The sequence below is a fragment of the Variovorax sp. Root473 genome (assembly GCF_001426505.1).
Taxonomy (GTDB): Bacteria; Pseudomonadota; Gammaproteobacteria; order Burkholderiales; family Burkholderiaceae_C; genus Variovorax.
In genome coordinates, this window is sequence record NZ_LMEV01000016.1 from 66,237 (window position 1) to 91,198 (window position 24,962).

A 24,962-nucleotide genomic window follows, 5' to 3' on the forward strand; every position below is an offset into this window, starting at 1 on the left:
CTGACTCAGCCATGGTGGAGTGAACATGCGGGGGGATGAAGCGCCGTGCCGGGCTACGCAAGGAGCCATGCCATGACCCGCTTCATCGATGTTCACAGCCTGGTTCGCCTGGTGGATGAGACCGGCGTCCCGGAATTCCTCGTCACGCTGGCCGACGCGTTGCGCGACGACTTCCTGCGCTGGCGCGAGTTCGACAAGAAGGCGCGCGTGGCCAGCCATTCGCACCTGGGCGTGATCGAGCTGATGCCGGTGGCCGACGACGGCGCCTACGCCTTCAAGTACGTCAACGGCCACCCGCACAACACGCAGGTCGGCCTGCCCACGGTCATGGCCTTCGGCGTGCTGGCCGAGGTCGACACGGGCTACCCCGTGCTGCTGTCCGAACTCACGCTCACCACCGCGCTGCGCACGGCCGCCACCTCGGCCATGGCCGCCAAGGCGCTGGCGCGGCCCGACGCGCGCAGCCTGGCGATCATCGGCAACGGCTCGCAGAGCGAGTTCCAGGCGCTGGCCTTCCATGCGTTGCTGGGCATCCAGCAGGTGCGCGTGTTCGACACCGACCCGCACGCCACCGACAAGCTGGTGCGCCACCTCGCAGCCTGCACGCCGATGGAGATCGTGCGCGCCGGCTCCACCGCCGAGGCGGTGCGCGGCGCCGACATCGTGACCACCATCACCGCCTACCAAGGCCATGCGACCGTGCTCACGCCCGAGATGATCGAGCCCGGCATGCACATCAACGCCGTGGGCGGCGATTCGCCCGGCAAGACCGAACTGCACCCCGACGTGCTGCGCGGCGCGCGCGTGTTCGTCGAGTACGAGCCGCAGACCCGCATCGAAGGCGAGATCCAGCAGCTGGCGCCCGACTTCCCGGTGCACGAGCTGTGGCGCGTGCTGCTGGGCGAAGTGCCCGGCCGCGAGCGGCCGGAGCAGGTGACGGTGTTCGACTCGGTCGGCTTCGCGCTGGAGGACTACACGGCGCTGCGCTGTATCCGGCAGCTGGCGCTGGAGCGCGGCGTGGGCCGGCAGATCGCGCTGGTGCCCGAGCTCGACGACCCGAAGGATCTGTTCGGCCTCACGGCCTCGGGGCGGCGCCGGGCGGTGCTGCGGCGTGCGGCATGATGGCAGGCCCTGTCGTCACGCTTTTTGCTGTTTCATGCTCACCATCTACAACGACCAGCACGCGCTGCACCAAGGCCAAGTCGAAATGTTCCGGGGCGAGCTGGTGCCCTGCTTCGAGGTGCCCGCGCGCGTCGACCATGTGAGGCATGAACTGGAACGGCGCGGCCTCGGCCCACTGCAGGCACCCGACGCGCTCGACGACGCGTTGCTGGCAAAGGTGCACGCGCCGCGTTACCTCGACTTCATCGCCGGCGCGTGGGACGAGTGGGTGGCGCTCGATCCGACCAACGCATCGCGCGATGCCTTGCCTTCGTACTGGCCCACGCGCGGCATGCGCACCGACGTGCTGCCGAAGAGCTTTCCCGCGCGCCTGGGTCTCTTTGCGTTCGACGCCGGCACGCCGCTCACGGCCGGCAGCTGGGCCGCCGCGCGCCACGGCGCCGCCTGCGCGTGGACGGCGGCGCAGCGCGTCATTGGCGGCCAGCGCAGCGCCTTCGCGCTCACGCGCCCGCCGGGCCACCATGCGGGCGCCGACTTCTTCGGCGGCTATTGCTTCGTCAACAACGCTGCGGTGGCCGCGCAGGCGCTGCGCGATGCAGGTGTCGAACGCGTGGCCGTGCTCGATGTCGACTACCACCACGGCAACGGCACGCAGGCCATCTTCTACGAACGCAGGGACGTGCATTTCGCCAGCCTGCACGGCGACCCGTTCACCGACTACCCCTATTACCTGGGCCACGCCGACGAGCGCGGCGCGGGCGCGGGTGAGGGCTTCAACCACAACCTGCCGCTGCCGCGCGGTACGGGCTTCGCGGCCTGGCGTGCGGCGCTCAAGACCGCGCTTGACGGCATCGCGAAGGTCAAGGCCGGTGCGCTCGTGGTCTCGCTGGGCGTCGACACCTTCGAGGGCGACCCGATCTCGGGCTTCAAGCTGCAAAGCGACGACTACCTGCGCATGGGCGAAGACCTCGCGCGCGCGGGCCTGCCCACCGTGTTCGTGTTCGAGGGCGGCTATGCGGTCGCCGAGGTGGGCGTGAACGCGGTCAACGTTCTCGAAGGCTTCGCGCAGGCCGCGGGCTGAAAGCGGCGTTCCGCAGGCGACAGCAGTCGGGTGAGCCCCGATTGCTGCATGGGGCGGGGCAGGGCCCAATGCGCGGCTCGATCCACGCTTCAGGAGCCTTTCCGCCATGTTGTTTCGCCGTTCCCTTCTCCGTGCCGCCACGCTGGCCGCCTGCGGCCTCGCCGCGCCGCTGGCGGTGTTCGCACAGGCCTTTCCCGCCAAGCCCATCAAGCTCGTGATCGCCTTTCCCGCCGGCGGCCCGACCGACATCACCATGCGGCAGCTGGCCGACAACGCCGGCAAGATCCTGGGCCAGCCCGTGATCATCGACAACAAGCCCGGCGCCGGCGGCACGCTGCCCGCGCAGGCGCTGCAGACCGCGCAGCCCGACGGCTACACGGTCGCGCAGATTCCGCTGGGCGTGTTCCGCCTGGGCTACACCACCAAGATCAACTGGGACCCGCTCAAGGACATCACCTACGTGCTGAACGTCACCGGCTATGCCTTCGGCATCGTCGTGCCGGCCGACAGTCCCTTCAAGACCTGGGCCGACTTCGTCGCCTACGCCAAGGCCAATCCCGGCAAGCTCACCTACGGCTCGACCGGCACGCTGACCAGCCCGCACCTCACGACCGAAATCGTCGCGCAGAAGGCCGGCATCACGCTGCAGCACGTGCCCTACAAGGGCAGCGCCGACCTGATGCTGGCCGTGGTCAGTGGCCAGCTCATGGCGGCGGCCGACAGCACCGGCTTCGCGCCGCAGGTCGAGGCCGGCAAGCTGCGCGTGCTCAACACCTGGGGCGACAAGCGCCTGGCCAAGTTCCCCGACGCGCCCACGCTCAAGGAGCTGGGCTACGACGTGGTGCAGAACTCACCCTTCGGCATCGGCGCACCCAAGGGCACGCCGCCCGAGGTCGTGAAGAAGCTGCACGACGCCTTCAAGCAGGCGATGGAAGAGCCTAGCTACGTCGCCTCGCTTGGCCGCTACGACATGCTCCCCAACTACATGAGCTCGGCCACGTACACCAAGTTCGCGCAGGACACGGTGGTGCGCGAGAAGGTGATCATCGACAAGCTGGGGTTGGCGAAGGAGAAGTAAGCCCGCGGGAAGGCCGTCGGTCTTCTTGCGCTACGCTCCCACCTCCCGGAAGGGCGCGTGGCGCCCCCGGCGAGCCTGACAGCCCAGCCAGATGATCGAATCCTTCAAGAAAACCCTTTGGGCCACAGCGGACAAGCTGCGTGCCAACATGGATGCCGCCGAGTACAAGCACCTTGTACTCGGCCTCATCTTCGTCAAATACATCTCCGACACGTTTGCGGCCCGCAATGCGGAGCTGGTCAAGCGTTTTGCCGACCCGGCCGACGAATACCACCTGCCCGACGCCACGCCCGCCGATGTGGCGGCCGAGCTGGAAGACCGCGACTACTACCGCGCCGCCAACGTCTTCTGGGTGCCCGAAGCCGCCCGCTGGGAGAGCATTCGTGCCGCCGCCAAGCAGGCGAACATCGGCAAGCGCATCGACGACGCGCTGACGCTCATCGAGGCGGAGAACCCCAGCCTCAAGAACATCCTCGACAAGCGCTATGCCCGCGCTCAACTGCCGGACGGCAAGCTGGGCGAACTGATCGACCTGGTGTCGACCATCGGCTTCGGGGAAGACGCCGCAGTGGCCCGCGATGTGCTGGGGCAGGTGTACGAGTATTTTCTCGGCATGTTTGCCAATGCCGAAGGCAAGCGAGGCGGGCAGTTCTATACGCCGCGCAGCATCGTCAAGACCTTGGTGGCTGTGCTCGCGCCGCATCACGGCAAGGTGTATGACCCGTGCTGCGGTTCGGGCGGCATGTTCGTGCAGAGCGAAGAGTTCATCGAGGCGCACGGCGGCAAGCGTGGCGACGTGTCCATCTATGGGCAGGAGGCCAATCCGACCACCTGGCGCCTGGCTGCGATGAACCTGGCCATTCGCGGGCTCGATTTCGATCTGGGCAAGGAGCCTGCCGACAGCTTCGTGCGCGACCAGCACAAGGACTTGCGTGCCGATTTCGTGCTGGCCAATCCGCCGTTCAATATCAGTGACTGGTGGCACGGCAGCCTGGAAGGGGACGCGCGCTGGGCGTATGGCGATCCGCCGCAAGGCAATGCCAACTACGCTTGGCTGCAGCACATGCTGCATCACATGAAGCCAGACACCGGCCGCGCCGGCATTGTGCTGGCCAACGGGAGCATGAGCAGCAGCCAGAACAATGAAGGGCAGATTCGCGCTGCGATGGTCGAGGCGGATGTGATTGAAGTGATGGTTGCGTTGCCTGGGCAGCTTTTCTTCAATACGCAGATTCCGGCGTGTCTGTGGTTTCTGACGAAGAAGAAGGCGAAGGCACGCAAGGGCGAGGTGCTGTTCATCGACGCGCGCAAGCTCGCAACCATGATCAGCCGCGTGCAGTGCGAACTGACTGATGAGGCGATCGACCGCGTCGCGAACACTGTTGCCGCATGGCGCGGTGATGCGCCGTTGCCTGCATATGAAGACGTTGCCGGCTTCTGCCGAAGTGTGAAGCTCGAAGAAATTTCCCAGCACGGACATGTGCTCACGCCGGGGCGCTACGTCGGCGCAGAGGAGATTGAGGACGACGATGAAGCCTTTGCTGAAAGGATGCAAAAGCTCGCGGAGAAACTGGGCGAGCAGATGGCGAAGGGCGGAGAGCTGGATCTGTTGATACGAAAGAAATTGGGGAGACTGGGGTATGAGTTCTGAGTGGTCTAGTACGACTATCGGTGAGCAGGCAACCCTTCAACGTGGGTTCGACATTACCAAGGCAACTCAAAAAAGTGGGTCAGTTCCAGTTGTTTCCTCTGCAGGGGTAGGTAGTCGACATGACACCGCGATGGCTAAGGCTCCAGGAGTGGTGCTAGGACGGAAAGGGGTTGTTGGGAGTGTTCATTTCATTTCTGAAGACTACTGGCCTCACGACACTACGCTTTGGGTAAAGGACTTTCACGGCAATGCGGAGTTGTTCGTCTATTATTTTTTTCTGGCGCATGCGAAAGATCTCAGCGCATTAGATGTGGGCTCGGCCAATCCAACGCTGAACCGGAATCATGTTCATCCGATTCGAGTGATGTGGCCGCCGCGCAGTGAGCAGGTTGAAATTGGAAACGTCCTAGCCGCACTGGACAATCGGATTGCTCTTCTGCGAGAAACCAATGCCACACTTGAGGCCATCGCCCAAGCACTGTTCAAGTCTTGGGTTGTCGATTTCGATCCCGTGCGCGCCAAGATGGAAGGTCGCGAACCTGACGGTATGGACGAGGCCATCGCGGCACTTTTTCCGAATGAGTTCGATGCATCGGAGTTGGGTCGGGTGCCGAGAGGATGGACAGTTTCGCCCATCGGCGATGTCGTGTCGATTGCGGGTGGTGCGACGCCGGATACCAAGAATTCGACCTTCTGGCGTGAGGGTGTTCATCCATGGACGACTCCGAAAGATCTATCGGGGCTTGCAACCCCGGTCTTACTCGACACCGAGAGGAAGCTCAGTCCGGCTGGCTTGTCGAAGATCGGTTCGGGTCTCTTGCCAAGACGAACGCTCTTGCTGTCGTCGCGAGCGCCGATTGGCTATCTCGCATTGACCGAAGTTCCACTGGCCATCAATCAGGGCTACATCGCCATGACGCCTGGAGGACGGTTGCCACCGTTGTATCTGTTGTTCTGGTGTCGACAAAACATGGAAGTTATCAAGGCGCGGGCCAACGGTTCGACGTTCATGGAGATCAGCAAAAAGGCATTTCGTCCTATTCCCGTGCTGGTGCCCCCGCAACCTGTTGTGGAGGCGTTCATGGCAGTTGCCGAAGCCATCTTTGAGCGACTGGTAGAAAACGAGAAGCAAGCTCAAACTCTTGCATCCCTTCGTGACGGCCTTCTTCCTCGTCTGATATCTGGGCAATTGCGTTTGCCCGACTTTGAGCGCGATTTGTCTGAGCCCGCGATCGCCTGATTGATCGAGCCTGACTTGCTATCTACCCGCAACACTGTTCTTGCTCATGAGCCAACGCCCTCGCACCATTCAGATCTTTCTGCCGGCGGGTGACCCGCGAGGCATCCGTGTTGCAGCCCTGACCACGAGCATCGTGCAGATGATCGAAGTGCCGCGACCACTTCTCTCCGAATTCCTACTCATGCCCGAATCGCGGCAGGTCGGCGTCTATTACCTGATTGGCGACGACGAAGAGAAAGACCAACTGTCCGTATACGCAGGACAGACCGGCACAGTGGGCAAGCGTCTCAACGAACACGACCTGGACCCGAAGCGCGAATTCTGGAACCGCGCGCTCGTCGCGATATCGCTGACGCACAGCCTCACGCAGACGCATGCGATGTACCTCGAGTGGTGCAGCATTCAGCAAGCCAACGTGGCCCAGCGCTATTCGGTGGAGAACGGAAATGCTGGGTCCAAGCCGCACACGCCACCTTCGCTGGAAGCGGACTGCCAGGAAATCTTCGACACCATCCGCACGCTGGTCTCGACCTTGGGCCAGCCGATCTTCGAACCGCTTGCTGTTCGTCGGGAGGCGCCGCAGAACGTTGGCGCGCCGACTGTGACGCAGACGAATCCGGAGCCACAGCTTCTCTTTCGTTGCAAAGGTCCGGGTGCCGAGGCGACAGGCCAATACACCGAAGAGGGCATGGTTGTCCTCAAAGGGTCACATGCGCGCATGGATGTTGTCGCGAGTACTCCTGCATCCACGGAAAGGGATCGGCAGCGACTGATCGCCTCAGGGGAGTTGAAGCGCGAAGGGGATGCCTATGTGTTTCAGCGCGACGTGTTGTTTCAAGCCCCTAGTCGCGCTTCGAACGTGGTGTTGGGCCGTAACTCCAATGGCTGGTCCGAATGGAAAGATCCCGCTGGAAAGACGCTCGACGAATTGAAACGCCAGAAGGCCGTGGCTTCGGGGGCGTTGGGTTAGAGCCCCTGACATTCGGCAGTCCCGTGGACTGAACGCTTCTTTCATAGCTGACCAATTCATTAAAGACTGCTTTAATACCCGGGCCAGCCATTCAAGAATGCTTTCATCCAATGCGCAGCACGGGCACCTACGTCACTTCCAGCACTTCGGGCGAAGCCGTTCAGGCCTTCATGCCGCATCCGCTGCCGCCTCGTGACCCGGCCTTGGCGCCGGAGTCGTTTGTAGCGCTCAATCACGCCGCCGAACTGGCATTGGCCCGGCTGTCGGGCGTTTCGGGCTTGGTGCCCTCGGTGGACTGGCTCCTCTACAGCGCGGTTCGCAAGGAGGCGCTCCTCACGTCCCAGATCGAGGGCACGCAGGCCACGCTGGCGGACCTGTTCGACGAGGAAGCCGGCTTTCCCGTTCGCAACACGGACGACGTGGAGGAGGTCACCAACTACCTGCGCGCCTTCCGGTTGGTGCAAGAGAACCTGCGGAACCCCGCCGGCCTGCCCATCAGCGTTCGGCTCTTGTCCGAGGCGCACGGGCTGCTGCTCGACGGTGCGCGTGGCACTGGCAAGCAGCCGGGCGCTCTGCGCCGCTCGCAGAACTGGATCGGTGGCACGCGACCGGGCAACGCCGTGTTCGTGCCGCCGCCGGCGGAGCATGTGGCCGGGCTGCTGGCCGACATGGAGCGGTTCATTCACGGAGACGCTTCGTCCACTCTGCCGCCGCTGGTGAAGATCGCCCTGGTGCATGCGCAGTTCGAAACCATCCACCCCTTCCTGGACGGCAATGGCCGCATCGGTCGGCTGCTGATTGCCGCGCTGCTCGAGCATTGGGCGCTGCTGTCCGAGCCGCTGATGTATCTCAGCGGCTACTTGAAGCAGCACCAGGCGGAGTACTACCGCCGGCTGTCGACCGTACGCACGGACGGCGACTGGGAGGGCTGGGTGAGTTTCTTTCTCGAAGGCGTGGCCACGGCGGCCACGGATGCCGAACGCGGCATCGTTGCCATCGCGAGCCTGGTGGCGACGGACCGCCGCCGCTTGCTCGAAGCCCCGAAGGCGGGGCCGGCGAGCTATCGCCTGTTCGAGCTTCTACCCCTGATGCCGCGCTTCACCGTCGAGCGGGTGCGCCAGAAGCTCGGCACGAGCTTTCCCACAGCCAGTGCCGCCGTGAAGACGCTGGAAGACCTGGGCATCGTGACGGAGCTGACGGGCCAGAAGACGAATCGCAGCTTCAGCTACCAGCCGTACATCGCGCTTCTGACGGGTTGAATACATGACCGAAGATCAGTTGGAACAAGAAGCCCTCGCCTGGCTGGTCGACGTGGGCTACACGCACTGCTACGGCCCTGACATGGCACCCGACGGCGCTGCCCCAGAGCGGGCCAACTACCGGCAGGTGGTGCTTGCGGGCCGGTTGCGCGATGCGATTGACCGACTCAACCCCGGCGTGCCCGCAGCGGCGCGGGACGACGCGCTCAAGCAGGTGCTCGAACTGGGCACACCGGTGCTGCTGCCGGCCAATCGCCAGTTCCACAAGCTCCTGGTGGCTGGAGTGCCGGTGCAGTACCAAAAGGACGGAGAGACGCGCGGCGACTTCGTGCAGCTGATCGACTGGGCCCGCATCGAGCGCAACGAATGGCTAGCGGTCAACCAGTTCAGCATCAAAGGACCGCACCACACGCGCCGTCCCGATATCGTGCTGTTCGTCAATGGCCTGCCGCTGGTGCTGCTTGAAATCAAGAACCCCGCCGACCAGAACGCCGATGTCTGGAAGGCCTACGACCAGATCCAGACGTACAAAGAGCAGATTCCCGACGTCTTCCAGTACAACGAGTTGCTGGTCGTCTCCGATGGCACCGAGGCCTTGTTAGGCTCCCTCTCGAGCAATGGCGAGCGCTTCATGGCATGGCGCACCATTGACGGTCTCATGCTCGACCCGCTCGGTGAGTTCAACGAACTGCAGACTTTGGTGCGCGGCGTGTTGGCACCGGTGTACCTGCTGGACTACTTGCGCTACTTCGTGCTGTTCGAAGACGATGGCGAGCTGGTCAAGAAGATTGCGGGCTATCACCAGTTTCACGCGGTGCGCGCGGCCATCGGACAGGTGGTCGCGGCTTCACGACCCGACGCCGCAAGGGGCATCCAGGGCAAGGGCGGCGTGGTGTGGCACACGCAAGGCAGCGGCAAGAGCATCACCATGACGTGTTTCGCGGCGCGGGTGATGCAGGAGCCCGCCATGGCCAACCCGACCATCGTCGTCATCACCGATCGCAATGACCTCGATGGGCAGCTCTTCGGCGTGTTCAGCCTTGCCCAGGATCTTTTGCGCGAACAGCCGGTACAGGCCACGACGCGGCAGCAATTGCGTGCCTTGCTGGCGAATCGCCCCTCGGGCGGCATCGTGTTCGCGACCATCCAGAAGTTCATGCCGGGCGAGGACGAGGACAGCTTTCCGGTGCTGTCGGACCGTCACAACATCGTGGTGATCGCCGACGAGGCGCATCGCACGCAGTACGGATTCGAGGCCAAGCTCAAGGTGCGCAAGGTGCCCGCTGCACAAGCGGAGACCAAGGCCATCGCCACGGGCGACGGCTTGACAACATCGCACCATGTGGCCCTTGCGCCGTCGCCTGCCTATGGCACGAACGCGGCCACGGTGGAGCGCTATCAGGTCGGCTATGCACAGCACCTGCGCGACGCATTGCCCAACGCCACCTTCGTGGCTTTCACCGGTACCCCGGTGAGTGGCGAAGACCGGGACACGCGCGCCGTGTTCGGCGACTACATCCATGTCTACGACATGCAGCAGGCCCGCGAAGACGGCGCAACCGTGGCGATCTACTACGAGTCGCGTCTCGCTAGGCTGCGGTTGAAAGAATCTGAGCTGGCGCTGCTTGACGACGAGGTCGACGAGCTGGCGGAAGACGAAGAAGAGAGCGATCAGTCGCGCCTCAAGAGCAAATGGACCGCGCTTGAGAAAGTGGTGGGCGCCGAGCCTCGCGTGGCGAGCGTCGCTGCAGATTTGGTGGCGCACTTCGAAGAGCGAGACAAGGCGCAGAACGGCAAAGCCATGGTGGTGGCAATGAGCCGCGACATCTGCGTTCACCTGTACGACGAGATCAAGAAACTGCGCCCCGACTGGCATGACGCCGACCCCGAGAAAGGCGCTATCAAGATCGTGATGACCGGCTCAGCCAGCGACAAAGCGCTGCTGCGCCCGCACATCTACAGCCCGCAAGTGAAGAAACGACTGGAGAAGCGCTTCAAGGACCCGGCCGATCCGCTGCGGATGGTGATCGTGCGTGACATGTGGCTGACCGGCTTCGATGCGCCCTGCGTGCACACGCTCTACGTCGACAAGCCGATGAAGGGCCACAACCTGATGCAGGCGATTGCCCGCGTGAACCGCGTGTTCAGCAACAAGCAGGGCGGGCTGGTGGTCGACTACATCGGCATCGGCAACGAGCTGAAGGCGGCGATGAAGGATTACACCGCGAGCAATGGCCGCGGCCGGCCCACGGTGGATGCGCACGAGGCCTACAGCGTGCTGGCCGAGAAGATCGATGTGCTGCGCGTGATGCTGCATGGCTTTGACTACAGCGGTTTTCTAACCGGGGGGCACAAGGTACTGGCGGGTGCGGCGAACCATGTGCTGGGCATCAAGGACGGCAAGAAGCGTTTTGCCGACGTGGCACTCGAGATGAGCAAGGCGTTCACGCTGTGCTGCACGCTCGACGAGGCCAAGGCGGTGCGCGAGGAGGTGGCCTTCCTGCAAGGCGTGAAGGTGATCCTGACGAAGAAGGAGCTCACGGCGAAGAAGCGCACCGACGAGCAGCGCGAATTGGCCATTCGCCAGATCATCGGTTCGGCGGTGGTGTCCGAAAGCGTGGTCGACATCTTCGACGCGGTGGGGCTCGAGAAACCGAACATCGGGTTGCTGGACGAAGCCTTCCTGGCGCAGGTCCGCAGCCTGCCGGAGCGCAATCTGGCGGTCGAGTTGCTGGAGCGCCTGCTGGAAGGCGAAATCAAGAGCCGCTTCGCCGGCAACGTGGTGCTGGACCGAAAATTTTCCGAGCTGCTCGGCAACGTCATCAAGCGCTACCAGAACCGCTCCATCGAAACCGCGCAGGTGATGGAGGAGCTGGTCGACATGGCCAGGAAGTTTCGCGAAGCCGCGTCGCAAGGCGAGAAATTGGGGCTGACCGAGGGCGAGGTGCGCTTCTACTCTGCGTTGATCGACAACGAATCAGCGGTGCGTGACCTGACCGATGAGACGCTGAAGAAAATCGCGCACGAACTGACGGAAAGCCTTCGGCAGAACCTCACAGTCGACTGGGAAAAGCGGGAGAGCGTGCGTGCGAAGCTGCGCTTGCTGGTCAAGCGCATCCTGCGCAAGTACAAGTACCCGCCGGATCAGCAGGATGCGGCAGTCGAGCTCGTGTTGCGGCAGGCTGAGGCGCTGGCGACCGACATGGTGGGCTGAGTAGCGCGGCGCTGCGGCCTTCGCCGCATCGTCATGCACCGCCTACCCCGATTTGCGATGCGTGTCCCGAACTCACCCCCTATGTCCCTCTGCAATTTAGGCGTTAACCCTATGTAATCCCTTTGTCTTCCAGCGAAGGAAAACTCGGACCCAGTCTCGCGGCGGCATCGCCCGGACGTCCCACTGTCGCGCCCGATGTCGGTGCAGCGACTTTCCCATCCCTGGAGTGACACGAATGAAAAAATCCCTGCTTGTTCTGGCTGCCATGGCCGCCTGTGGCGCCGCGTCGGCGCAATCGACCGTGACCCTGTTCGGCGTGGTCGATGCCGCCTACCGCAACGTAGCGAACAAGAGCGTTTCGACCAACCCCTTCGGCCCCGGCTACAGCGTGAAGGCCAGCCGCACCGAGCTGGCGAATTCGGGCCTGAGCTCGAGCCGTCTCGGCTTCCGCGGCGTGGAAGACCTGGGCGGCGGCCTGTCGGCCAGCTTCTGGCTCGAAGCCCCGATCACCAACGACGACGGCGCCACCGGCGTGTCGAGCTTCACCCGCCGTTCGACGGTGAGCCTGGCAGGCAGCTTCGGTGAACTGCGCCTGGGCCGCGACAAGACCGCGACGGTGATGAACGAAGAACAGTTCGACCCGTTCGGCGACACCGGCATCGGCGGCTCGCTGATCATCGACGCCAACGAAGCCAGCGTGTCGGGTAGCGGCTACGGCAGCAACAGCACCTACAAGCGCGCCAGCAACATGGTGCAGTACTTCCTGCCGCGCCTGGGTGGCTTCTACGGCAATGTGGCCTATGGCCTGGCCGAGCAGACGCGCCTGTCGCCCGACACCGCCGCCAGCACCAACACCGGCCGCCACATCGGCGGGCGCCTGGGCTACACGACGGGTCCGTTCGACATCGCCGCCAGCTACGCGCAGAACGACACCAGCTTCACGACCGGCAGCGGTGCCGCCGCCGTGGCACGCCCGGGCAAGATCAAGACCTTCAACCTCGGCGCGACCTACGACTTCGGCGTGGCCAAGCTGTTCGGCGAAGTCTCGCGTTCGAAGGATGAGCGCAACGCGCTGAACATCTTCACGACCGGCCAGGACGTGGACCTCACCGGCTACCTGCTGGGCGTGACCGTGCCGGTCGGCCCGGGCGTGATCCGCGCGTCGTATTCGCAGGTCAAGTACGACTTCAACCGCGTGCCCGTGTTCGGCGTGAACAATGCCGACCCGAAGGCCAGCAAGCTGGCGCTGGGCTACGTGCACAACCTGTCCAAGCGCACCGCGCTGTACGGCACGGTCGCGCGCGTCAGCAACAAGAACGGCGCAGGCCTCACGGTGGGTGCAGGCCCGTCGTACGCCACCACGTTCAACCGCACGGCGCTGCAGGCCAAGAGCTCGATGGGCTACGAGTTCGGCATCCGCCACACGTTCTGATGTTCTGACGGTTCGCGCATTGCGCGGACCGCCCCCTGCAAGTTTCTCCAAGGGTCGTTCAACCGGTCCATTCGGCCCGCCTCGTGCGGGCCTTTTTTTCGTCTGCGGCCCCCGGAAGACGGCATGGCTCAGCGCGCCGACAGCACCGCGCGCGCCGCTTCGGCAAACCCCGCGCCGCGCTCGCCCTGCGTCACGTAGCGCGGCAGGTGCTCCAGCTGCGGCACGAAGCGCGCGACGTTCGCCACGCCGATGCTGTGCGCGAAGCTGCGGAACATCAGCTGGTCGTTGGTGGAGTCGCCCACGTAGGCCCAGCGGTCCATCTCGTCGTCGAGCGTGCGGCCCCAGAGTTCGCGCACGATCCAGCGCGCGCCTTCGAGCTTGTCGTTGTCGCCGTACCAGCCGTTGATGTGGATGCTGCTCACGGTGGCGTGCATGCCCTCGCCGCGCATCAGCGCGACGACGCGCGCGATGGTGTCGTCGTCCAGCGTCACGAACTCGCTGTGGTCGATCGCGATGTCGGTCTCGCGCCCGGGCGAGTCGGTGGCGCGACCCGCGCCCGGAATCTCGCGCTCGATGCGTGCCAGCACGGCCTGCATGCGCGCGAAGTTGGCGGCGCGCGTGCCGGCGTCCTGCTGGTAGCGCTTCTCGACACCGCCGCCATGGCCGTCCGTTGCGGGCCGCAGCGCCACGGCGCCGTTCTCGGCCACGATCGCATCGACCGGCCAGCTGTTCACGAAAGGCAGGCTCCAGCCCACGGGCCGGCCGGTGATCGCGACCACCGCGAGGCCGGCGGCCTTCAGGTCGGCCAGCGCCTTCAGCGCGTCGGTCGTGATCGCGCCGTCGGTGGTGAGCGTGTCATCGATGTCGGTGAACACGCCGGCCAGTGCGGCGCGCGCGTCGGCGGGCCAGCGCGTGAGCGGCAACAGGTGGTGGGGCGAGGCGGGCAGGGGAGGCGAAGACATGGGCAGGATTCTCGGGAAGGCCCGTGATCGTACCGGCGCTTTCGTGTAGCATCCCGCCCCCGCCGAACCCGCAGAGGGCCGGCGCGGCGCTCCACCATGCCTCACATCCTCGTCGACCACCTGCGCAAGACCTATCGCGTGTCCGAGCGCGACCCCGGCCTGCGCGGCGCGTTGCGCGGCCTGCTGCAGCGGCGCCATCGCACGGTGGAGGCGCTGTCGGACGTGTCGTTCGCGCTGGAGCGCGGCGAGCTGCTGGGTTTCATTGGGCCGAACGGCGCGGGCAAGTCGACCACCATCAAGATCCTCTCGGGCATCCTGCGGCCCGACGGCGGGCGCGTGGAAGTCGACGGCCGCGACCCCTTTGCCGACCGAGAACGCCACGTCGCGCGCATCGGCGTGGTCTTCGGCCAGCGCACGCAGCTGTGGTGGGACCTGCCCGTGGGCGATGGCTTCGACCTGCTGCGCGACATCTACCGCGTCGACCCGCAGCGCTACCGCCAGACGCGCGACGAGCTGGTCGCGCTGCTGCACCTGGAGCGCGTGCTCGACCAGCCGGTGCGCCAGCTCTCGCTGGGCCAGCGCATGCGCGCGGAGATCGCCGCGGCGCTGCTGCACGAGCCCGACATCCTGTTCCTCGACGAGCCGACCATCGGCCTCGACGCGCCCTCGAAGCTCGCCGTGCGCGACTTCGTGCGGCGCGCCAACCGCGAGCGCGGCACCACCGTGCTGCTGACCACGCACGACATGCACGACATCGAGGCCCTGGCCCAGCGCGTGATCGTGATCGGCCACGGCCGCGTGCTGGCCGACAGTCCGGTCGAGGCACTGCGCGCGCAGGTGATGGCCGAGCGCCGGCTGGTGGTCGACTTCGCGCAGGACGCCACGCTGCCCGCGCAGGTCGACGGCGCCACCGTGCATTCGCGCGACGGCCAGACGCTGGTGCTCGACTTCGATCCGAAGCAGACCCCCGCGCCCGCGCTCATCGCCCGCATCGCCGGCGCGCACGCGGTGGAAGACATCCGCCTCGAAGGCCTCGCGATCGAGGCCGTCATCGCGCGCTTCTACGCCATGCACGGAGCGGCCGAGGCGTGAGCACCTCGGCAGCCGCGGGCCTGCGCGATCTTGCCCGGCCGTACGTCGCGGCGTTCGTCTCGCGCTTCCTGCAGATGCTGCAGTACCGCACGGCGGCGCTCGCGGGCTTTGCCACGCAGTGCTGGTGGGGCGGCATCAAGGTGATGGTGTTCGCCGCGTTCTACAGCGGCACCGCCATTGCGGGCGCGGCCTCGTCGATGTCGCTGGCCCAGGCCATCACGTACACGTGGCTCGCGCAAGGCCTGCTGGTGCTGATGCCCTGGCTCGGCGACCCCGAAGTGGCGCAGGCTGCGCGCACCGGCGCGGTCGCCTACGACCGGCTGCGCCCGGTGGATGCCTACGCGCTGTGGTTCGCGCGCACGGCGGGATGGATTGCGGCGCGTCTGCTGCCGCGCGTAGCGCTGATGGCGGCCTTCTCTGCGGTCGCGCTGCCGCTGGCGGGGCTGGGCGGCTGGGCCTGGCAACTGCCCGCGAGCGCCGTGGCCGGCGCGGCGTTCCTGCTGTCGGCGGTGCTCGGCCTGCTGCTCTCGACCGCGATGGTGATGCTGCTCAACGTGGCGACCACGGCGGCGCTCAACGAGCGCGGCATCCAGGCGGTGGCGACACCGGTGGTCATCGTGTTCTCCGGCAACCTGTTGCCGCTGGCGCTGCTGCCCGACGCGTGGCAAACGGCGCTGCTGGTGCAGCCGCTGGCGGGGCTGATCGACATTCCGGCGCGGCTGTACTTCGGGCAGCTCGGCGGCTGGCATGCGTTCGCAGGGTTGGGCCTGCAGTGCGTCTGGATCGTCGCGCTGGTCGCGTTCGGGCGGGTGACGATGGAGCGCACGATGCGCAGCCTCCAGGTGCAGGGCGGCTAGGGTGGGCACGCTGTCCCTCTTCTTCCGCCTCATGGCCGCCTCGATCAGTGGCCAGGCGCGATACCCCGCATCGGCCTTGCTGCTGACCCTGGGCCAGTTCCTCGGCACAGGCATCGAGATCGTCGCGGTCTGGGCGCTGTTCCATCGCTTCGGCGAGGTGCAGGGCTGGGGCATCGGCGAGGTTGCGCTGTTCTACGGCCTGGTGAATTGCATGTTCGCCCTGGCCGACGCGCTGGGGCGCGGCTTCGACGTGCTGGGCACCGAGTTCCTGCGCACCGGCACTTTCGACCGGTTGCTGCTGCGTCCGCGCCCGCTCGCGTTGCAGCTCATGGGCCACGATGTGCGCATCAGCCGTCTCGGCCGCCTGCTGCAAGGCGTGCTCGTGCTGGCCTTCGCGACCGTGCAGGCCGACATCGCGTGGACGCCAAGCACAGTCAGCATCGCGCTGTTCGCCATGGCCGGCGGCATCGCGCTGTTCCTCGGCATCCTCGTGCTGCAAGGCACGCTGTCGTTCTGGACCGTCGAGAGCCTGGAGATCGCCAACGTGCTCACCTACGGTGGCGTGCAGGCGGCGCAGTACCCGCTGGCGCTCTATGCGCAGTGGTTCCGCCGCGTGCTGACTTTCATCGTGCCGCTGGCCTGCGTGGCGTACTACCCGGTGCTGGCGATTCTGGGCAAGCCCGACCCGCTGGGCGGGCCGGCCTGGGTGGGGTGGGTGTCGCCGCTCGCGGGCTTCGTGTTCCTCGCGGCGGCGTTCGGTGCGTGGCGCATCGGGCTGCGCCACTACACCTCGTCGGGCAGCTGATCAGCCCGCGCTCTGCAGCGCCAAGCCCGCGTGCTCGCGCAGCGGATGGAAGTGGATCTTCGGAAAACGCTCCTGCGCCAGCCGCACGTCGTAGGGCGAGGTGCACAGGAAGGCCAGCGTGTCGGCCGCGTCCTTGGCCATGCGTACCGGGTAGGCGTTGACGAACTCGCGCAGCTCGGCCGGGGTGTCGGCCGTGATCCAGCGCGCGCCCGTGTACTGGCAGCCCTCGAGCCGCACGTCGGCGTCGTACTCGGCCTTCAGGCGGTGCTGCACCACTTCGAACTGCAGTTGGCCGACCGCGCCCAGCAGCATCGGGCCGCCGACCTCGGGGCGGAAGACCTGGATCGCGCCTTCCTCGCCGAGCTGGGCCAGGCCCTGCTGCAGCTGCTTGGTGCGCAGCGGGTTCTTCAGGATGACGGTCATGAACAGCTCGGGCGCGAAGAAGGGCAGCCCGGTGAACTGCAGGTTCGCGCCGTCGGTGATGGTGTCGCCCAGCTGCACGCCGCCGTGCGTGGTGAAGCCCACGATGTCGCCGGCGTAGGCCTCTTCCACCGCCTCGCGGCGCTGGCTCATGAAGGTCACGACGCTGGTGGGGCGCAGCTCCTTGGCGGTGCGCTGCACCTTGAGCTTCATGCCCGGCGTGTACTTGCCCGAGGCCATGCGCACGAAGGCGATGCGGTCGCGGTGGTTGGCGTCCATGTTGGCCTGCACCTTGAAGACCACGCCCGCGAAGTCCTTGTCCTCGGGCTGGATCTCCTTCACCACCGGCTGGCGGTTGACCAGCGTGGTGCTGGTGCGCGACTGCGGCGAGGGCGCCAGGTCGACCAGCGCGTCGAGCACTTCCATCACGCCGAAGTTGTTCACGCCCGAGCCGAAGAACACCGGCGTCTGCTTGCCGGCCAGGAAGGCCTCGCGGTCCCAGGTGGGGGAGGCGCCGGTGGCCAGTTCCATGCTTTCCATGGCGTGCTCGAAGTCGGCGCCGAAGCGCTTGACCAGCGTGTCGCGCTCGCTCAGCGGGATGGTCTCGAAGTCGTGCGGCAGCCGCTCGCTGCCCGACTCGAACACCGTCATCGCCTGCGTGCGCAGGTTCATGATGCCGCGAAAGCTCTTGCCCTGGCCCACGGGCCAGGTCATGGGCACGCAGGGCATGCCGAGTTCGCGCTCCACCTCGTCCAGGATGTCCAGCGGCTCGCGCACCTCACGGTCCATCTTGTTGACGAAGGTGATGATGGGCGTGTCACGCTGGCGGCAGACCTCGATCAGCCGGCGCGTCTGCGCTTCCACGCCGTTGGCCGCGTCGATCACCATCAGGGCCGAGTCGACGGCCGTGAGCACGCGGTAGGTGTCTTCCGAGAAGTCCTTGTGGCCGGGCGTGTCGAGCAGGTTGATGACGTGCTCGCGGTACACCATCTGCATCACCGACGACGCCACCGAGATGCCGCGCTGCTTCTCGATTTCCATCCAGTCGGAGGTGGCGTGGCGCGAGGCCTTGCGCGCCTTCACCGAGCCGGCGATCTGGATCGCGCCCGAGAACAGCAGCAGTTTTTCGGTCAGCGTGGTCTTGCCGGCGTCAGGGTGGGAAATGATCGCGAAGGTGCGACGGCGGCGGGTTTCGGCGAGAAAAGACAAGGTGGGCAATCTGCAGGGGAATCCCCCGATTTTAGGAGGCCGCCCCGCCCGCGCCCGCCGGGCCCCGGATTTCCCCGGTGTCCGGCGCCGGCGCACGCCCTTACTTGCGCTGCAGCAGCTTCGTGACTTCGTCCACGTTCGCCTGGATGCGCTGGCGCACCACGTCGAAGGCATCGGCCTGCGACCTGGCGGCCAGGGTGGCCAGCTCCTTGATGTCGTCGACCGCGCGCTGGAACGACTGGCGGCCGAGTTCGTCGAGCTTGGCGAGGTTTTCCTTCGGGTCCTTGCCTGGCATCGCCTTGGCGGCGGTCTGCCATTCGGCGATGGCGCTCTTGATCATCTCGGTCTGCCGCTGGACCACGGACTGCAGGCCCTGGTAGGACTTCTCGTTGGCCTGCATCAGCGCCTGCAGGTCCTTGCGGCCGCTGTCGAGCAGCTTCCCGGCGTTGCCGGTGAGGTCCAGGTTCTGCAGGCGCTCGGCCATGCCCTTGAGGTTCTTCATCGGATCGAGCATGTCCGCGGCGGACGGCGCCGCCTGCTTCGCGCCGGCGCTGCTGGCGGTGGTTTTTTTCGCGGCGGCTTTCTTGGCAGTGGCCATGGTGCGGAATCTCCTGTGTCGGTGATGAAAACAATCGAACGGGTGGATGCAGGCAGCGGCCGCGTGGCCGGGGCCCGCCGCCACGATACGCCGGGCCGGTACGGCTCAGGGCCTTCGGCGCGCCGATTTGCCTGCGGAGTTTCCCGGGGTGGTCCGCGCGACGCCATCACAGGCGCTTTCCGTGATGTGGGATGTCCCGGCCGATTGGTGGGTGCGGCGGCCGCGACTACAATCCGGCGCTCCGAGGAGCGTTGCAGCGCCGTCAAGCGTGAGGCTCGGACCACATCGCAACCACGCTCACCCGCTGTTCTCGCGGTGAGTTTTTCTTCCCCGTACGCAGTGGCATCTTTCAAACCAGTTTTGGAGTTCTCATGAGCGCTGTACTCAAGCCCACCCCCGTCTCGACCGCCGACCAGGCGATTGCCGACCTGTCCCTTGCCGCCTGGGGCCGCAAGGAAATCAAGATCGCCGAAACCGAGATGCCCGGCCTCATGGCCATCCGTGAAGAGTTCTCGAAGGGCCAGGCGCTCAAGGGCGCGCGCATCACGGGCTCGCTGCACATGACCATCCAGACGGCCGTGCTGATCGAAACGCTGCAAGCCCTGGGCGCGCAAGTGCGCTGGGCCTCGTGCAACATCTTCTCGACGCAAGACCATGCCGCCGCCGCCATCGCCGCCGCCGGCACGCCGGTGTTCGCCATCAAGGGCGAGTCGCTGAAGGACTACTGGGACTACACCCACGCCATCTTCGACTTCGGCCCCAAGGGCTCGAAGGGCGAAGGCCCGAACATGATCCTGGACGACGGCGGCGACGCCACGCTGCTCATGCACCTGGGCCAACGCGCCGAAAAAGACCTGGGCGTGCTCGCCAACCCGACCAGTGAAGAAGAACGCATTCTTTACGCCGCCATCAAGGCCAAGCTGGCCGTGGACGACACCTGGTACACCCGCAAGTCGGCCGAGATCATCGGCGTGACCGAAGAGACCACCACCGGCGTGCACCGCCTGAACGAGATGAGCGCCAAGGGCACGCTGCTGTTCCGCGCCATCAACGTGAACGACTCGGTCACCAAGAGCAAGTTCGACAACCTGTACGGCTGCCGCGAATCGCTGGTGGACGGCATCAAGCGCGCGACCGACGTGATGATCGCCGGCAAGGTGGCCTGCGTGGCCGGCTACGGCGACGTGGGCAAGGGCTCGGCCCAGGCGCTGCGTGCACTGTCGGCGCAGGTGTGGGTCACCGAAATCGACCCGATCAACGCCCTGCAGGCCGCGATGGAAGGCTACAAGGTCGTGACCATGGAGTACGCCGCCGACAAGGCCGACATCTTCGTGACCACCACCGGCAACCGCGACGTGATCCGCCACGAGCACATGGTCGCCATGAAGGACCAGGCCATCGTCTGCAACATCGGCCACTTCGACAACGAGATCGATGTCGCGTCGATCGAGAAGTACGAGTGGGAAGAGATCAAGCCGCAGGTCGACCACATCACCTTCCCGGACGGCAAGAAGATCATCCTGCTGGCCAAGGGCCGCCTGGTGAACCTGGGCTGCGGCACGGGCCACCCGAGCTTCGTGATGTCGTCGTCGTTCGCCAACCAGACCATCGCCCAGATCGAGCTGTTCACCAAGCCCGACGCCTACCAGGCCGGCAAGGTCTACGTGCTGCCCAAGCACCTGGACGAGAAGGTTGCGCGCCTGCACCTGAAGAAGGTCGGCGCCATGCTCACCGAGCTGACCGACTCCCAGGCCGCCTACATCGGCGTGGACAAGAACGGCCCGTACAAGCCCGACACGTACCGCTATTGATGAACGTGAATAACCTTCGTGCTTCGCACTGCGGTGCGAGCTTGCTTGGGGCGGCCCGGCGCTTCGCTCATGCGAGCTGATCAACTGTTGGTAGAGCGCGGCATGGCCGCGTCGCGTTCGCAAGCTGTCCGGCTCATCGCCGGCGGCATGCGCTGGCGTGACGCGGGCACGAGCGACGCGTGGCGCTCCGTCGTCCAGAACAAGGACGAAGTGCCCGAGTCGGCCGAGCTCGAGCTCGCCGACGCCGCCGAGGCGCGCTACGTGTCGCGCGGCGGCCTGAAGCTCGAAGGTGCGCTGAAGGTCAGCGGCGTGGACCCGACGGGCAGGCTCTGCCTGGACGTCGGCCAGTCGACCGGCGGCTTCACCGACTGCCTGCTGCAGCACGGCGCCGCCAAGGTGGTGGGCATCGACGTGGGCCACGGGCAGCTGCATCCGCGCATGCGCGAGGACGACCGCGTGGTCGCCATCGAAGGCGTCAACGCGCGAGCGTTGTCGCCGGCCGACCTGCAGGTGGACGATGACGAGGACGCGGAAGTCAGCGAGGCCGACAAAGCGCTGGAAGCGATCGAGGCCGCCGCCGAGCCGCGCTTCGACCTCATCGTCGGCGACCTGTCATTCATTTCACTCACGCTGGTGCTGCCGGCCGTGGTGCAGTTCCTGGCCGACGACGGCCAGCTGCTGATGCTGGTCAAGCCGCAGTTCGAACTGCAGCCCGGCCAGGTCGGCAAGGGCGGCATCGTGCGCGACGAGGCGATGTATGCGGTGGTCGAGAAGCGCCTGCACGACGCCTGCGCGGCGCTCCATCTGAAGGTGCTGCGCTGGTTCGACAGCCCGATCGCCGGGGGCGATGGCAACCGCGAGTTTTTCATTCACGCCGTTCGCGCTGCCAAGGCGGGCGACGGTTCCTAAGGAGACGCAGGTGCGCCTTCCGCTGAGTTTCGAATTCTTCCCGACCAAGACGCCCGAAGGCGCGGTCAAGCTGCGCGCCGTGCGCCAGCAGCTGTATGCGCGCAAGCCGCAGTTCTGCTCGGTCACCTACGGCGCGGGCGGTTCCACGCACCAGGGCACCTTCGGTGCGGTGCAGGAGATCCTGGCCGAGGGCGTGGATGCTGCCAGCCACTTCTCGTGCATCGGCGCCACGCGCGCCACGGTGCGCGAGCAGCTGGCCGAGCTGAAGGCGATGGGCGTGAAGCGCCTCGTCGCACTGCGCGGCGACCTGCCCAGCGGCTACGGCATCGGCGGCGAGTTCCAGTACGCGAGCGATCTCGTCGCCTTCATCCGCGAGGAGACCGGCCGCGACTTCCACATCGAGGTGGCCTGCTACCCCGAAGTGCATCCGCAGGCGCGCTCGCCCGAGGCCGACCTGCAGGCCTTCGCGGCCAAGGTGAAGGCCGGGGCCGACTCGGCCATCACGCAGTACTTTTTCAGTGCCGAGGCCTACTTCCGCTTCGTCGACGACGCGCGCAAACTGGGGCTCGACACGCCGATCGTGCCGGGCATCATGCCCATCACGAGCTCGACGCAGCTCATGCGTTTCTCGGACGCCTGCGGCGCCGAGATCCCGCGCTGGATTCGGCTGCGCCTGCAGGGCTTCGGCGACGACACGGCCTCGATCAAGTCCTTTGGCCTGGACGTGGTGACCGACCTGTGCGCGCGCCTGCAAGAGGGTGGCGCACCCGCGATCCACTTCTACACGATGAACCAGTCGGCGGCCACGCTGGCCATTCTGGAGCGCCTGGATTGAGAGGGCTGCGCGCGGTCGCCGTCGCGGTCTCCTGCGTGCTCGCAGGATGCACCATGCCGCCTGCCACGCAGGACAAAGACGCGGACACCGCCGCCGCGCCGGCGAAGCGGTTGCTGCCGTTGGGACGCGGCCTGTCCGTGCCGCCCGGCGCCGCCCCGCGCTCGGACGTGCCGTCGGTGCGCTACGACCTCGCGGTGTCCGGCACCGGCGAGGCGCTCGACGACGGCGTGCCCGGCGATGACGGTTCGCGCGAAATTTTCGAGCGCGGCGGGGCCTCGTGGTACGGCATCCAGTTCCATCAGCGCAAGACCGCCAACGGCGAGCGCTTCGACATGGGCGCCATGACGGCGGCCCACAAGACGCTGCCCTTCAACACGCGCGTGTGCGTGCGCAGCCTGGTCAACGGCAGCGAGGTGCTGGTGCGCGTCAACGACCGCGGGCCCTTCACGCCGGGCCGCATCATCGACCTGAGCCGCGCCGCGGCCGACCGCATCGGCCTCACGAGCATGGGCATCAAGCAGGTGGCGCTGTCGGTCATCGACCGCGAGGGCATGCGCTGCGGCGGCCAAGCCGTGGCGGCGGACGATCTGCAGCCCGCGCTGTTGCCCGAGGCGCCGACGTCGCGCGTTCGTGCGCCGGCACCTGCGCGCAAACGGGCGGCCGTGCCGCCGCGCAAGCGCCGCTGAGCGGCCGGCCTCAGCCGCCGCTCTCGAGCGAGTACGCGGCGTTGCGGTCTTGCGCCAGGCGCTCGGCCAGCTGGGGCAGCGCCTCGGCCAGCAACGGCTTCAGCGTGTAGGGCGGGTTGATCAGGAACATTCCGCTCGCCGGCAGGCCCGGGCGCTGCGTTTCGCCCGAGGCGGCGTCCTTCGTGATCTTGCTCGACTTGACGGTCAGCGTGGCGTGCAGCCACGACTTGCCGGCCTTGGTCGCCATCGTCTTCAGGCGGCGCGGCAGGTCGTGCGCTTCGGGGCGCGGAATGATCGGATACCAGACCGCATACGTGCCCGTGGCGAAGCGCTTGAGCGCCTCGGCCGCGAAATCGAGCACGCGGCCGTAGTCGGTCTTCATTTCGTAGCTTGGGTCCATCAGCACCAGCGCGCGGCGCGAGGGCGGCGGCAGGAACTTGGTGGCGCTGCCGAAGCCGTCTTCGGTCAACACGGCGATCTGCCGGCCGGCCTCGAGCTGCGCGATGTTGGCGCCGAGCGTGCGCGAATCGGTCGGGTGCAGCTCGAACAGCTTGAGCTTGTCGTGGTCGCGCAGCAGGTGCTGCACGATGAACGGCGAGCCGGGGTAGACGCGCGCACCGCCCTTGGGGTTGAAGTCGTGGATCACGCTCAGGTAGCGGGCGATGGCTTCGGCGACCGGCTTGTCCTCGGCGGGGGCTGCGGGCTTCTTGCCCGTCGACTTGGCGGCCGGGGCAGGCGTGTCGGGGGCTTTTTCCGGCGCGGCGAAGAAGCGCAGCACGCCGTCGGCCGCTTCGCCGCTGGTGCCGGCGTAGTCACCGTCGAGCCGGTACAGGCCGGCGCCGGCGTGCGTGTCGACGACGGTCAGCGCAGCGTCTTTTTCAAGCAGGTGGTCGAGCGTGGCAATCAGGACCGTGTGCTTGAGCACGTCGGCGTGGTTGCCGGCATGGAACGCGTGGCGGTAACTGAACATGGAATGAGGCCTGAAAAAGTGGAAAGGGGAGCGCTAGACTCGCGCGGCGCTACATTGATTTACAAAACACAACGAGGGGCAGCAATGCGAGGAGCCGGATGGCGATTTTGGGGCCTGTGCGTCGGCGCGGGTGTTTTGTCTATTTTGACGGGCTGCGCGTCGGTCACCCACGGGACGACCCAGAACGTGAAGATCGAGACCCTGTCGGCCGAAGGCAAGGTCGTCGACGGCGCCCGCTGCCGGGTCTCCAACGACCGCAATGATGCCGTGGTGCGCTCCGGCCAGACCCTGCCGGTGCGGCGCTCGGGGGAGAACCTGAGCATCGAATGCACCCAGGCCGGCCTGGCGCCGGCCCGCGGCCAGGCGATTTCGCGCGTCAACGTGGGCCTGGTCGGCAACGTGATGATCGGCGGCCTGGTCGGCGTGGCGATCGACACCGGCACCGGCGCGGGCTTCAACTACCCGAGCTGGATCCGGCTGATCTTCGGCGAGGTGCGCAGTTTCGACCGCACCGCGCAGACCGGCGACGAAGCGACGGTCGGCATGAAGATCGGCACGACCGAGGTGGCGGCGCCGAAGGCGGCCGCTGCATCTGTGCCTGCGCCCGTGCCGGCGGTGGTGCTTCCGCCGCCGCCGCCCGTGGCCGTCGCGCCAGTTCGCCCGGCGCCTGCCGCCCCGTCGCCGTCCGCGGCGCCCGACGCCCGGGTCTCGATGGACGACCTGAGGGGCTTGCTGCCTGCCAAGCCGTGAACCCGGCCTCG

The 24,962-nt window shown here is 66.4% G+C and carries 21 protein-coding genes and 1 riboswitch; of the genes, 17 read left to right on the forward strand and 4 right to left on the reverse strand.

Annotated elements, in window-relative coordinates; all coding sequences use genetic code 11:
- The first annotated feature begins 72 nt into the window (after window positions 1-72).
- The 9 genes from ASD34_RS11645 (at window position 73) to ASD34_RS11680 (ending at window position 13,047) form a co-directional block, all read left to right on the forward strand.
- Window positions 73-1,122, forward strand: a complete 1,050-nt coding sequence (locus ASD34_RS11645) for an ornithine cyclodeaminase (RefSeq protein ID WP_056577421.1) — start codon at window positions 73-75, stop codon at window positions 1,120-1,122.
- A gap of 34 nt (window positions 1,123-1,156) precedes the next feature.
- A complete protein-coding gene (locus tag ASD34_RS11650; RefSeq protein WP_056577424.1) occupies window positions 1,157-2,203 on the forward strand; it encodes a histone deacetylase family protein in 1,047 nt (348 codons plus the stop codon).
- A gap of 109 nt (window positions 2,204-2,312) precedes the next feature.
- The gene (locus ASD34_RS11655; RefSeq protein ID WP_056578026.1) at window positions 2,313-3,281 is read left to right on the forward strand and encodes a Bug family tripartite tricarboxylate transporter substrate binding protein; all 969 of its coding nucleotides are present in this window, start codon (window positions 2,313-2,315) and stop codon (window positions 3,279-3,281) included.
- A 91-nt stretch (window positions 3,282-3,372) separates the two neighbouring features.
- The gene (locus ASD34_RS11660; RefSeq protein WP_056577427.1) at window positions 3,373-4,932 is read left to right on the forward strand and encodes a type I restriction-modification system subunit M; all 1,560 of its coding nucleotides are present in this window, start codon (window positions 3,373-3,375) and stop codon (window positions 4,930-4,932) included.
- Window positions 4,922-6,172, forward strand: coding sequence for a restriction endonuclease subunit S (locus ASD34_RS27090; RefSeq protein ID WP_082548586.1), 1,251 nt, complete (start codon window positions 4,922-4,924; stop codon window positions 6,170-6,172). The genes ASD34_RS11660 and ASD34_RS27090 overlap by 11 nt, the downstream gene beginning before the upstream one ends.
- A 46-nt stretch (window positions 6,173-6,218) precedes the next feature.
- Window positions 6,219-7,142 carry a DUF4357 domain-containing protein gene (locus tag ASD34_RS11665; protein WP_056578028.1) on the forward strand — a complete coding sequence of 308 codons (924 nt, stop codon included), beginning with the start codon at window positions 6,219-6,221 and terminating at the stop codon, window positions 7,140-7,142.
- Between the two features lie 110 nt (window positions 7,143-7,252).
- Window positions 7,253-8,401 (forward strand): Fic family protein, encoded by a 1,149-nt coding sequence (locus tag ASD34_RS11670; RefSeq protein WP_056577430.1) that lies wholly within the window; start codon window positions 7,253-7,255, stop codon window positions 8,399-8,401.
- A gap of 4 nt (window positions 8,402-8,405) precedes the next feature.
- Window positions 8,406-11,615 (forward strand): type I restriction endonuclease subunit R, encoded by a 3,210-nt coding sequence (locus tag ASD34_RS11675; protein WP_056577432.1) that lies wholly within the window; start codon window positions 8,406-8,408, stop codon window positions 11,613-11,615.
- Window positions 11,616-11,850: 235 nt separating this feature from the next.
- On the forward strand, window positions 11,851-13,047 hold the full coding sequence (locus ASD34_RS11680; protein WP_056577434.1) for a porin: 1,197 nt from the start codon (window positions 11,851-11,853) through the stop codon (window positions 13,045-13,047).
- A 128-nt stretch (window positions 13,048-13,175) separates the two neighbouring features.
- On the opposite strand, the gene ASD34_RS11685 is transcribed toward ASD34_RS11680, so the two are convergent.
- On the reverse strand, window positions 13,176-14,009 hold the full coding sequence (locus tag ASD34_RS11685) for an HAD-IIB family hydrolase (RefSeq protein ID WP_056577437.1): 834 nt from the start codon (window positions 14,007-14,009) through the stop codon (window positions 13,176-13,178).
- Window positions 14,010-14,105: 96 nt separating this feature from the next.
- Here ASD34_RS11685 and ASD34_RS11690 point away from each other — a divergent pair, with 96 nt between their 5' ends.
- The 3 genes from ASD34_RS11690 (at window position 14,106) to ASD34_RS11700 (ending at window position 16,763) form a co-directional block, all read left to right on the forward strand.
- Window positions 14,106-15,101: an ATP-binding cassette domain-containing protein gene (locus tag ASD34_RS11690; RefSeq protein WP_056577440.1), complete on the forward strand. Its 996-nt coding sequence runs from the start codon at window positions 14,106-14,108 to the stop codon at window positions 15,099-15,101.
- A 74-nt stretch (window positions 15,102-15,175) separates the two neighbouring features.
- Entirely contained in the window at window positions 15,176-15,958 is a 783-nt protein-coding gene (locus ASD34_RS11695; RefSeq protein WP_056578030.1) for an ABC transporter permease, read from the forward strand.
- Between the two features lies 1 nt (window position 15,959).
- Window positions 15,960-16,763 (forward strand): ABC transporter permease, encoded by an 804-nt coding sequence (locus ASD34_RS11700; RefSeq protein WP_056577443.1) that lies wholly within the window; start codon window positions 15,960-15,962, stop codon window positions 16,761-16,763.
- Here the strand turns inward: ASD34_RS11700 and ASD34_RS11705 are convergent, their stop codons facing one another.
- Both ASD34_RS11705 and phaP read right to left on the reverse strand, forming a co-directional pair.
- On the reverse strand, window positions 16,764-18,392 hold the full coding sequence (locus ASD34_RS11705) for a peptide chain release factor 3 (protein WP_056577446.1): 1,629 nt from the start codon (window positions 18,390-18,392) through the stop codon (window positions 16,764-16,766).
- Window positions 18,393-18,492: 100 nt separating this feature from the next.
- On the reverse strand, window positions 18,493-18,990 hold the full coding sequence (gene phaP, locus ASD34_RS11710; protein ID WP_056577448.1) for a TIGR01841 family phasin: 498 nt from the start codon (window positions 18,988-18,990) through the stop codon (window positions 18,493-18,495).
- A gap of 237 nt (window positions 18,991-19,227) precedes the next feature.
- Window positions 19,228-19,296: riboswitch (S-adenosyl-L-homocysteine riboswitch) on the forward strand.
- Between the two features lie 65 nt (window positions 19,297-19,361).
- On the opposite strand from phaP, the gene ahcY reads away from it, so the two are divergent.
- The 4 genes from ahcY to ASD34_RS11730 all read left to right on the forward strand — a co-directional run bounded on the left by ahcY (window position 19,362) and on the right by ASD34_RS11730 (window position 23,231).
- Window positions 19,362-20,801, forward strand: coding sequence for an adenosylhomocysteinase (ahcY, locus tag ASD34_RS11715; RefSeq protein WP_056577451.1), 1,440 nt, complete (start codon window positions 19,362-19,364; stop codon window positions 20,799-20,801).
- A 69-nt stretch (window positions 20,802-20,870) separates the two neighbouring features.
- A complete protein-coding gene (locus tag ASD34_RS11720; protein ID WP_056577454.1) occupies window positions 20,871-21,710 on the forward strand; it encodes a TlyA family RNA methyltransferase in 840 nt (279 codons plus the stop codon).
- A 10-nt stretch (window positions 21,711-21,720) separates the two neighbouring features.
- Window positions 21,721-22,545: a methylenetetrahydrofolate reductase [NAD(P)H] gene (metF, locus tag ASD34_RS11725; RefSeq protein ID WP_056577457.1), complete on the forward strand. Its 825-nt coding sequence runs from the start codon at window positions 21,721-21,723 to the stop codon at window positions 22,543-22,545.
- 53 nt (window positions 22,546-22,598) lie between these two features.
- Entirely contained in the window at window positions 22,599-23,231 is a 633-nt protein-coding gene (locus ASD34_RS11730; protein ID WP_056577460.1) for a septal ring lytic transglycosylase RlpA family protein, read from the forward strand.
- A 10-nt stretch (window positions 23,232-23,241) separates the two neighbouring features.
- Here ASD34_RS11730 and ASD34_RS11735 read toward each other — a convergent pair whose 3' ends face one another.
- On the reverse strand, window positions 23,242-24,201 hold the full coding sequence (locus tag ASD34_RS11735; protein WP_056577463.1) for a 23S rRNA (adenine(2030)-N(6))-methyltransferase RlmJ: 960 nt from the start codon (window positions 24,199-24,201) through the stop codon (window positions 23,242-23,244).
- A 186-nt stretch (window positions 24,202-24,387) separates the two neighbouring features.
- Between ASD34_RS11735 and ASD34_RS27525 the strand changes: the two genes are divergently transcribed.
- Window positions 24,388-24,951 (forward strand): hypothetical protein, encoded by a 564-nt coding sequence (locus ASD34_RS27525; RefSeq protein ID WP_056577466.1) that lies wholly within the window; start codon window positions 24,388-24,390, stop codon window positions 24,949-24,951.
- Window positions 24,952-24,962 lie beyond the last annotated feature (11 nt).

Excerpts from the sequence above, each read along its gene's own strand:
- ASD34_RS11645 (WP_056577421.1), top strand. The coding sequence starts at position 73 with ATGACCCGCTTCATCGATGTTCACAGCCTGGTTCGCCTGGTGGATGAG.
- ASD34_RS11650 (WP_056577424.1), top strand. The coding sequence starts at position 1,157 with ATGCTCACCATCTACAACGACCAGCACGCGCTGCACCAAGGCCAAGTC.
- ASD34_RS11660 (WP_056577427.1), top strand. The coding sequence starts at position 3,373 with ATGATCGAATCCTTCAAGAAAACCCTTTGGGCCACAGCGGACAAGCTG.
- ASD34_RS27090 (WP_082548586.1), top strand. The coding sequence starts at position 4,922 with ATGAGTTCTGAGTGGTCTAGTACGACTATCGGTGAGCAGGCAACCCTT.
- ASD34_RS11665 (WP_056578028.1), top strand. The coding sequence starts at position 6,219 with ATGAGCCAACGCCCTCGCACCATTCAGATCTTTCTGCCGGCGGGTGAC.
- ASD34_RS11670 (WP_056577430.1), top strand. The coding sequence starts at position 7,253 with ATGCGCAGCACGGGCACCTACGTCACTTCCAGCACTTCGGGCGAAGCC.
- ASD34_RS11675 (WP_056577432.1), top strand. The coding sequence starts at position 8,406 with ATGACCGAAGATCAGTTGGAACAAGAAGCCCTCGCCTGGCTGGTCGAC.
- ASD34_RS11680 (WP_056577434.1), top strand. The coding sequence starts at position 11,851 with ATGAAAAAATCCCTGCTTGTTCTGGCTGCCATGGCCGCCTGTGGCGCC.
- ASD34_RS11685 (WP_056577437.1), bottom strand. The coding sequence starts at position 14,009 with ATGTCTTCGCCTCCCCTGCCCGCCTCGCCCCACCACCTGTTGCCGCTC.
- ASD34_RS11690 (WP_056577440.1), top strand. The coding sequence starts at position 14,106 with ATGCCTCACATCCTCGTCGACCACCTGCGCAAGACCTATCGCGTGTCC.
- ASD34_RS11695 (WP_056578030.1), top strand. The coding sequence starts at position 15,176 with ATGCTGCAGTACCGCACGGCGGCGCTCGCGGGCTTTGCCACGCAGTGC.
- phaP (WP_056577448.1), bottom strand. The coding sequence starts at position 18,990 with ATGGCCACTGCCAAGAAAGCCGCCGCGAAAAAAACCACCGCCAGCAGC.
- ahcY (WP_056577451.1), top strand. The coding sequence starts at position 19,362 with ATGAGCGCTGTACTCAAGCCCACCCCCGTCTCGACCGCCGACCAGGCG.
- ASD34_RS11720 (WP_056577454.1), top strand. The coding sequence starts at position 20,871 with ATGCGAGCTGATCAACTGTTGGTAGAGCGCGGCATGGCCGCGTCGCGT.
- ASD34_RS11730 (WP_056577460.1), top strand. The coding sequence starts at position 22,599 with ATGCCGCCTGCCACGCAGGACAAAGACGCGGACACCGCCGCCGCGCCG.
- ASD34_RS11735 (WP_056577463.1), bottom strand. The coding sequence starts at position 24,201 with ATGTTCAGTTACCGCCACGCGTTCCATGCCGGCAACCACGCCGACGTG.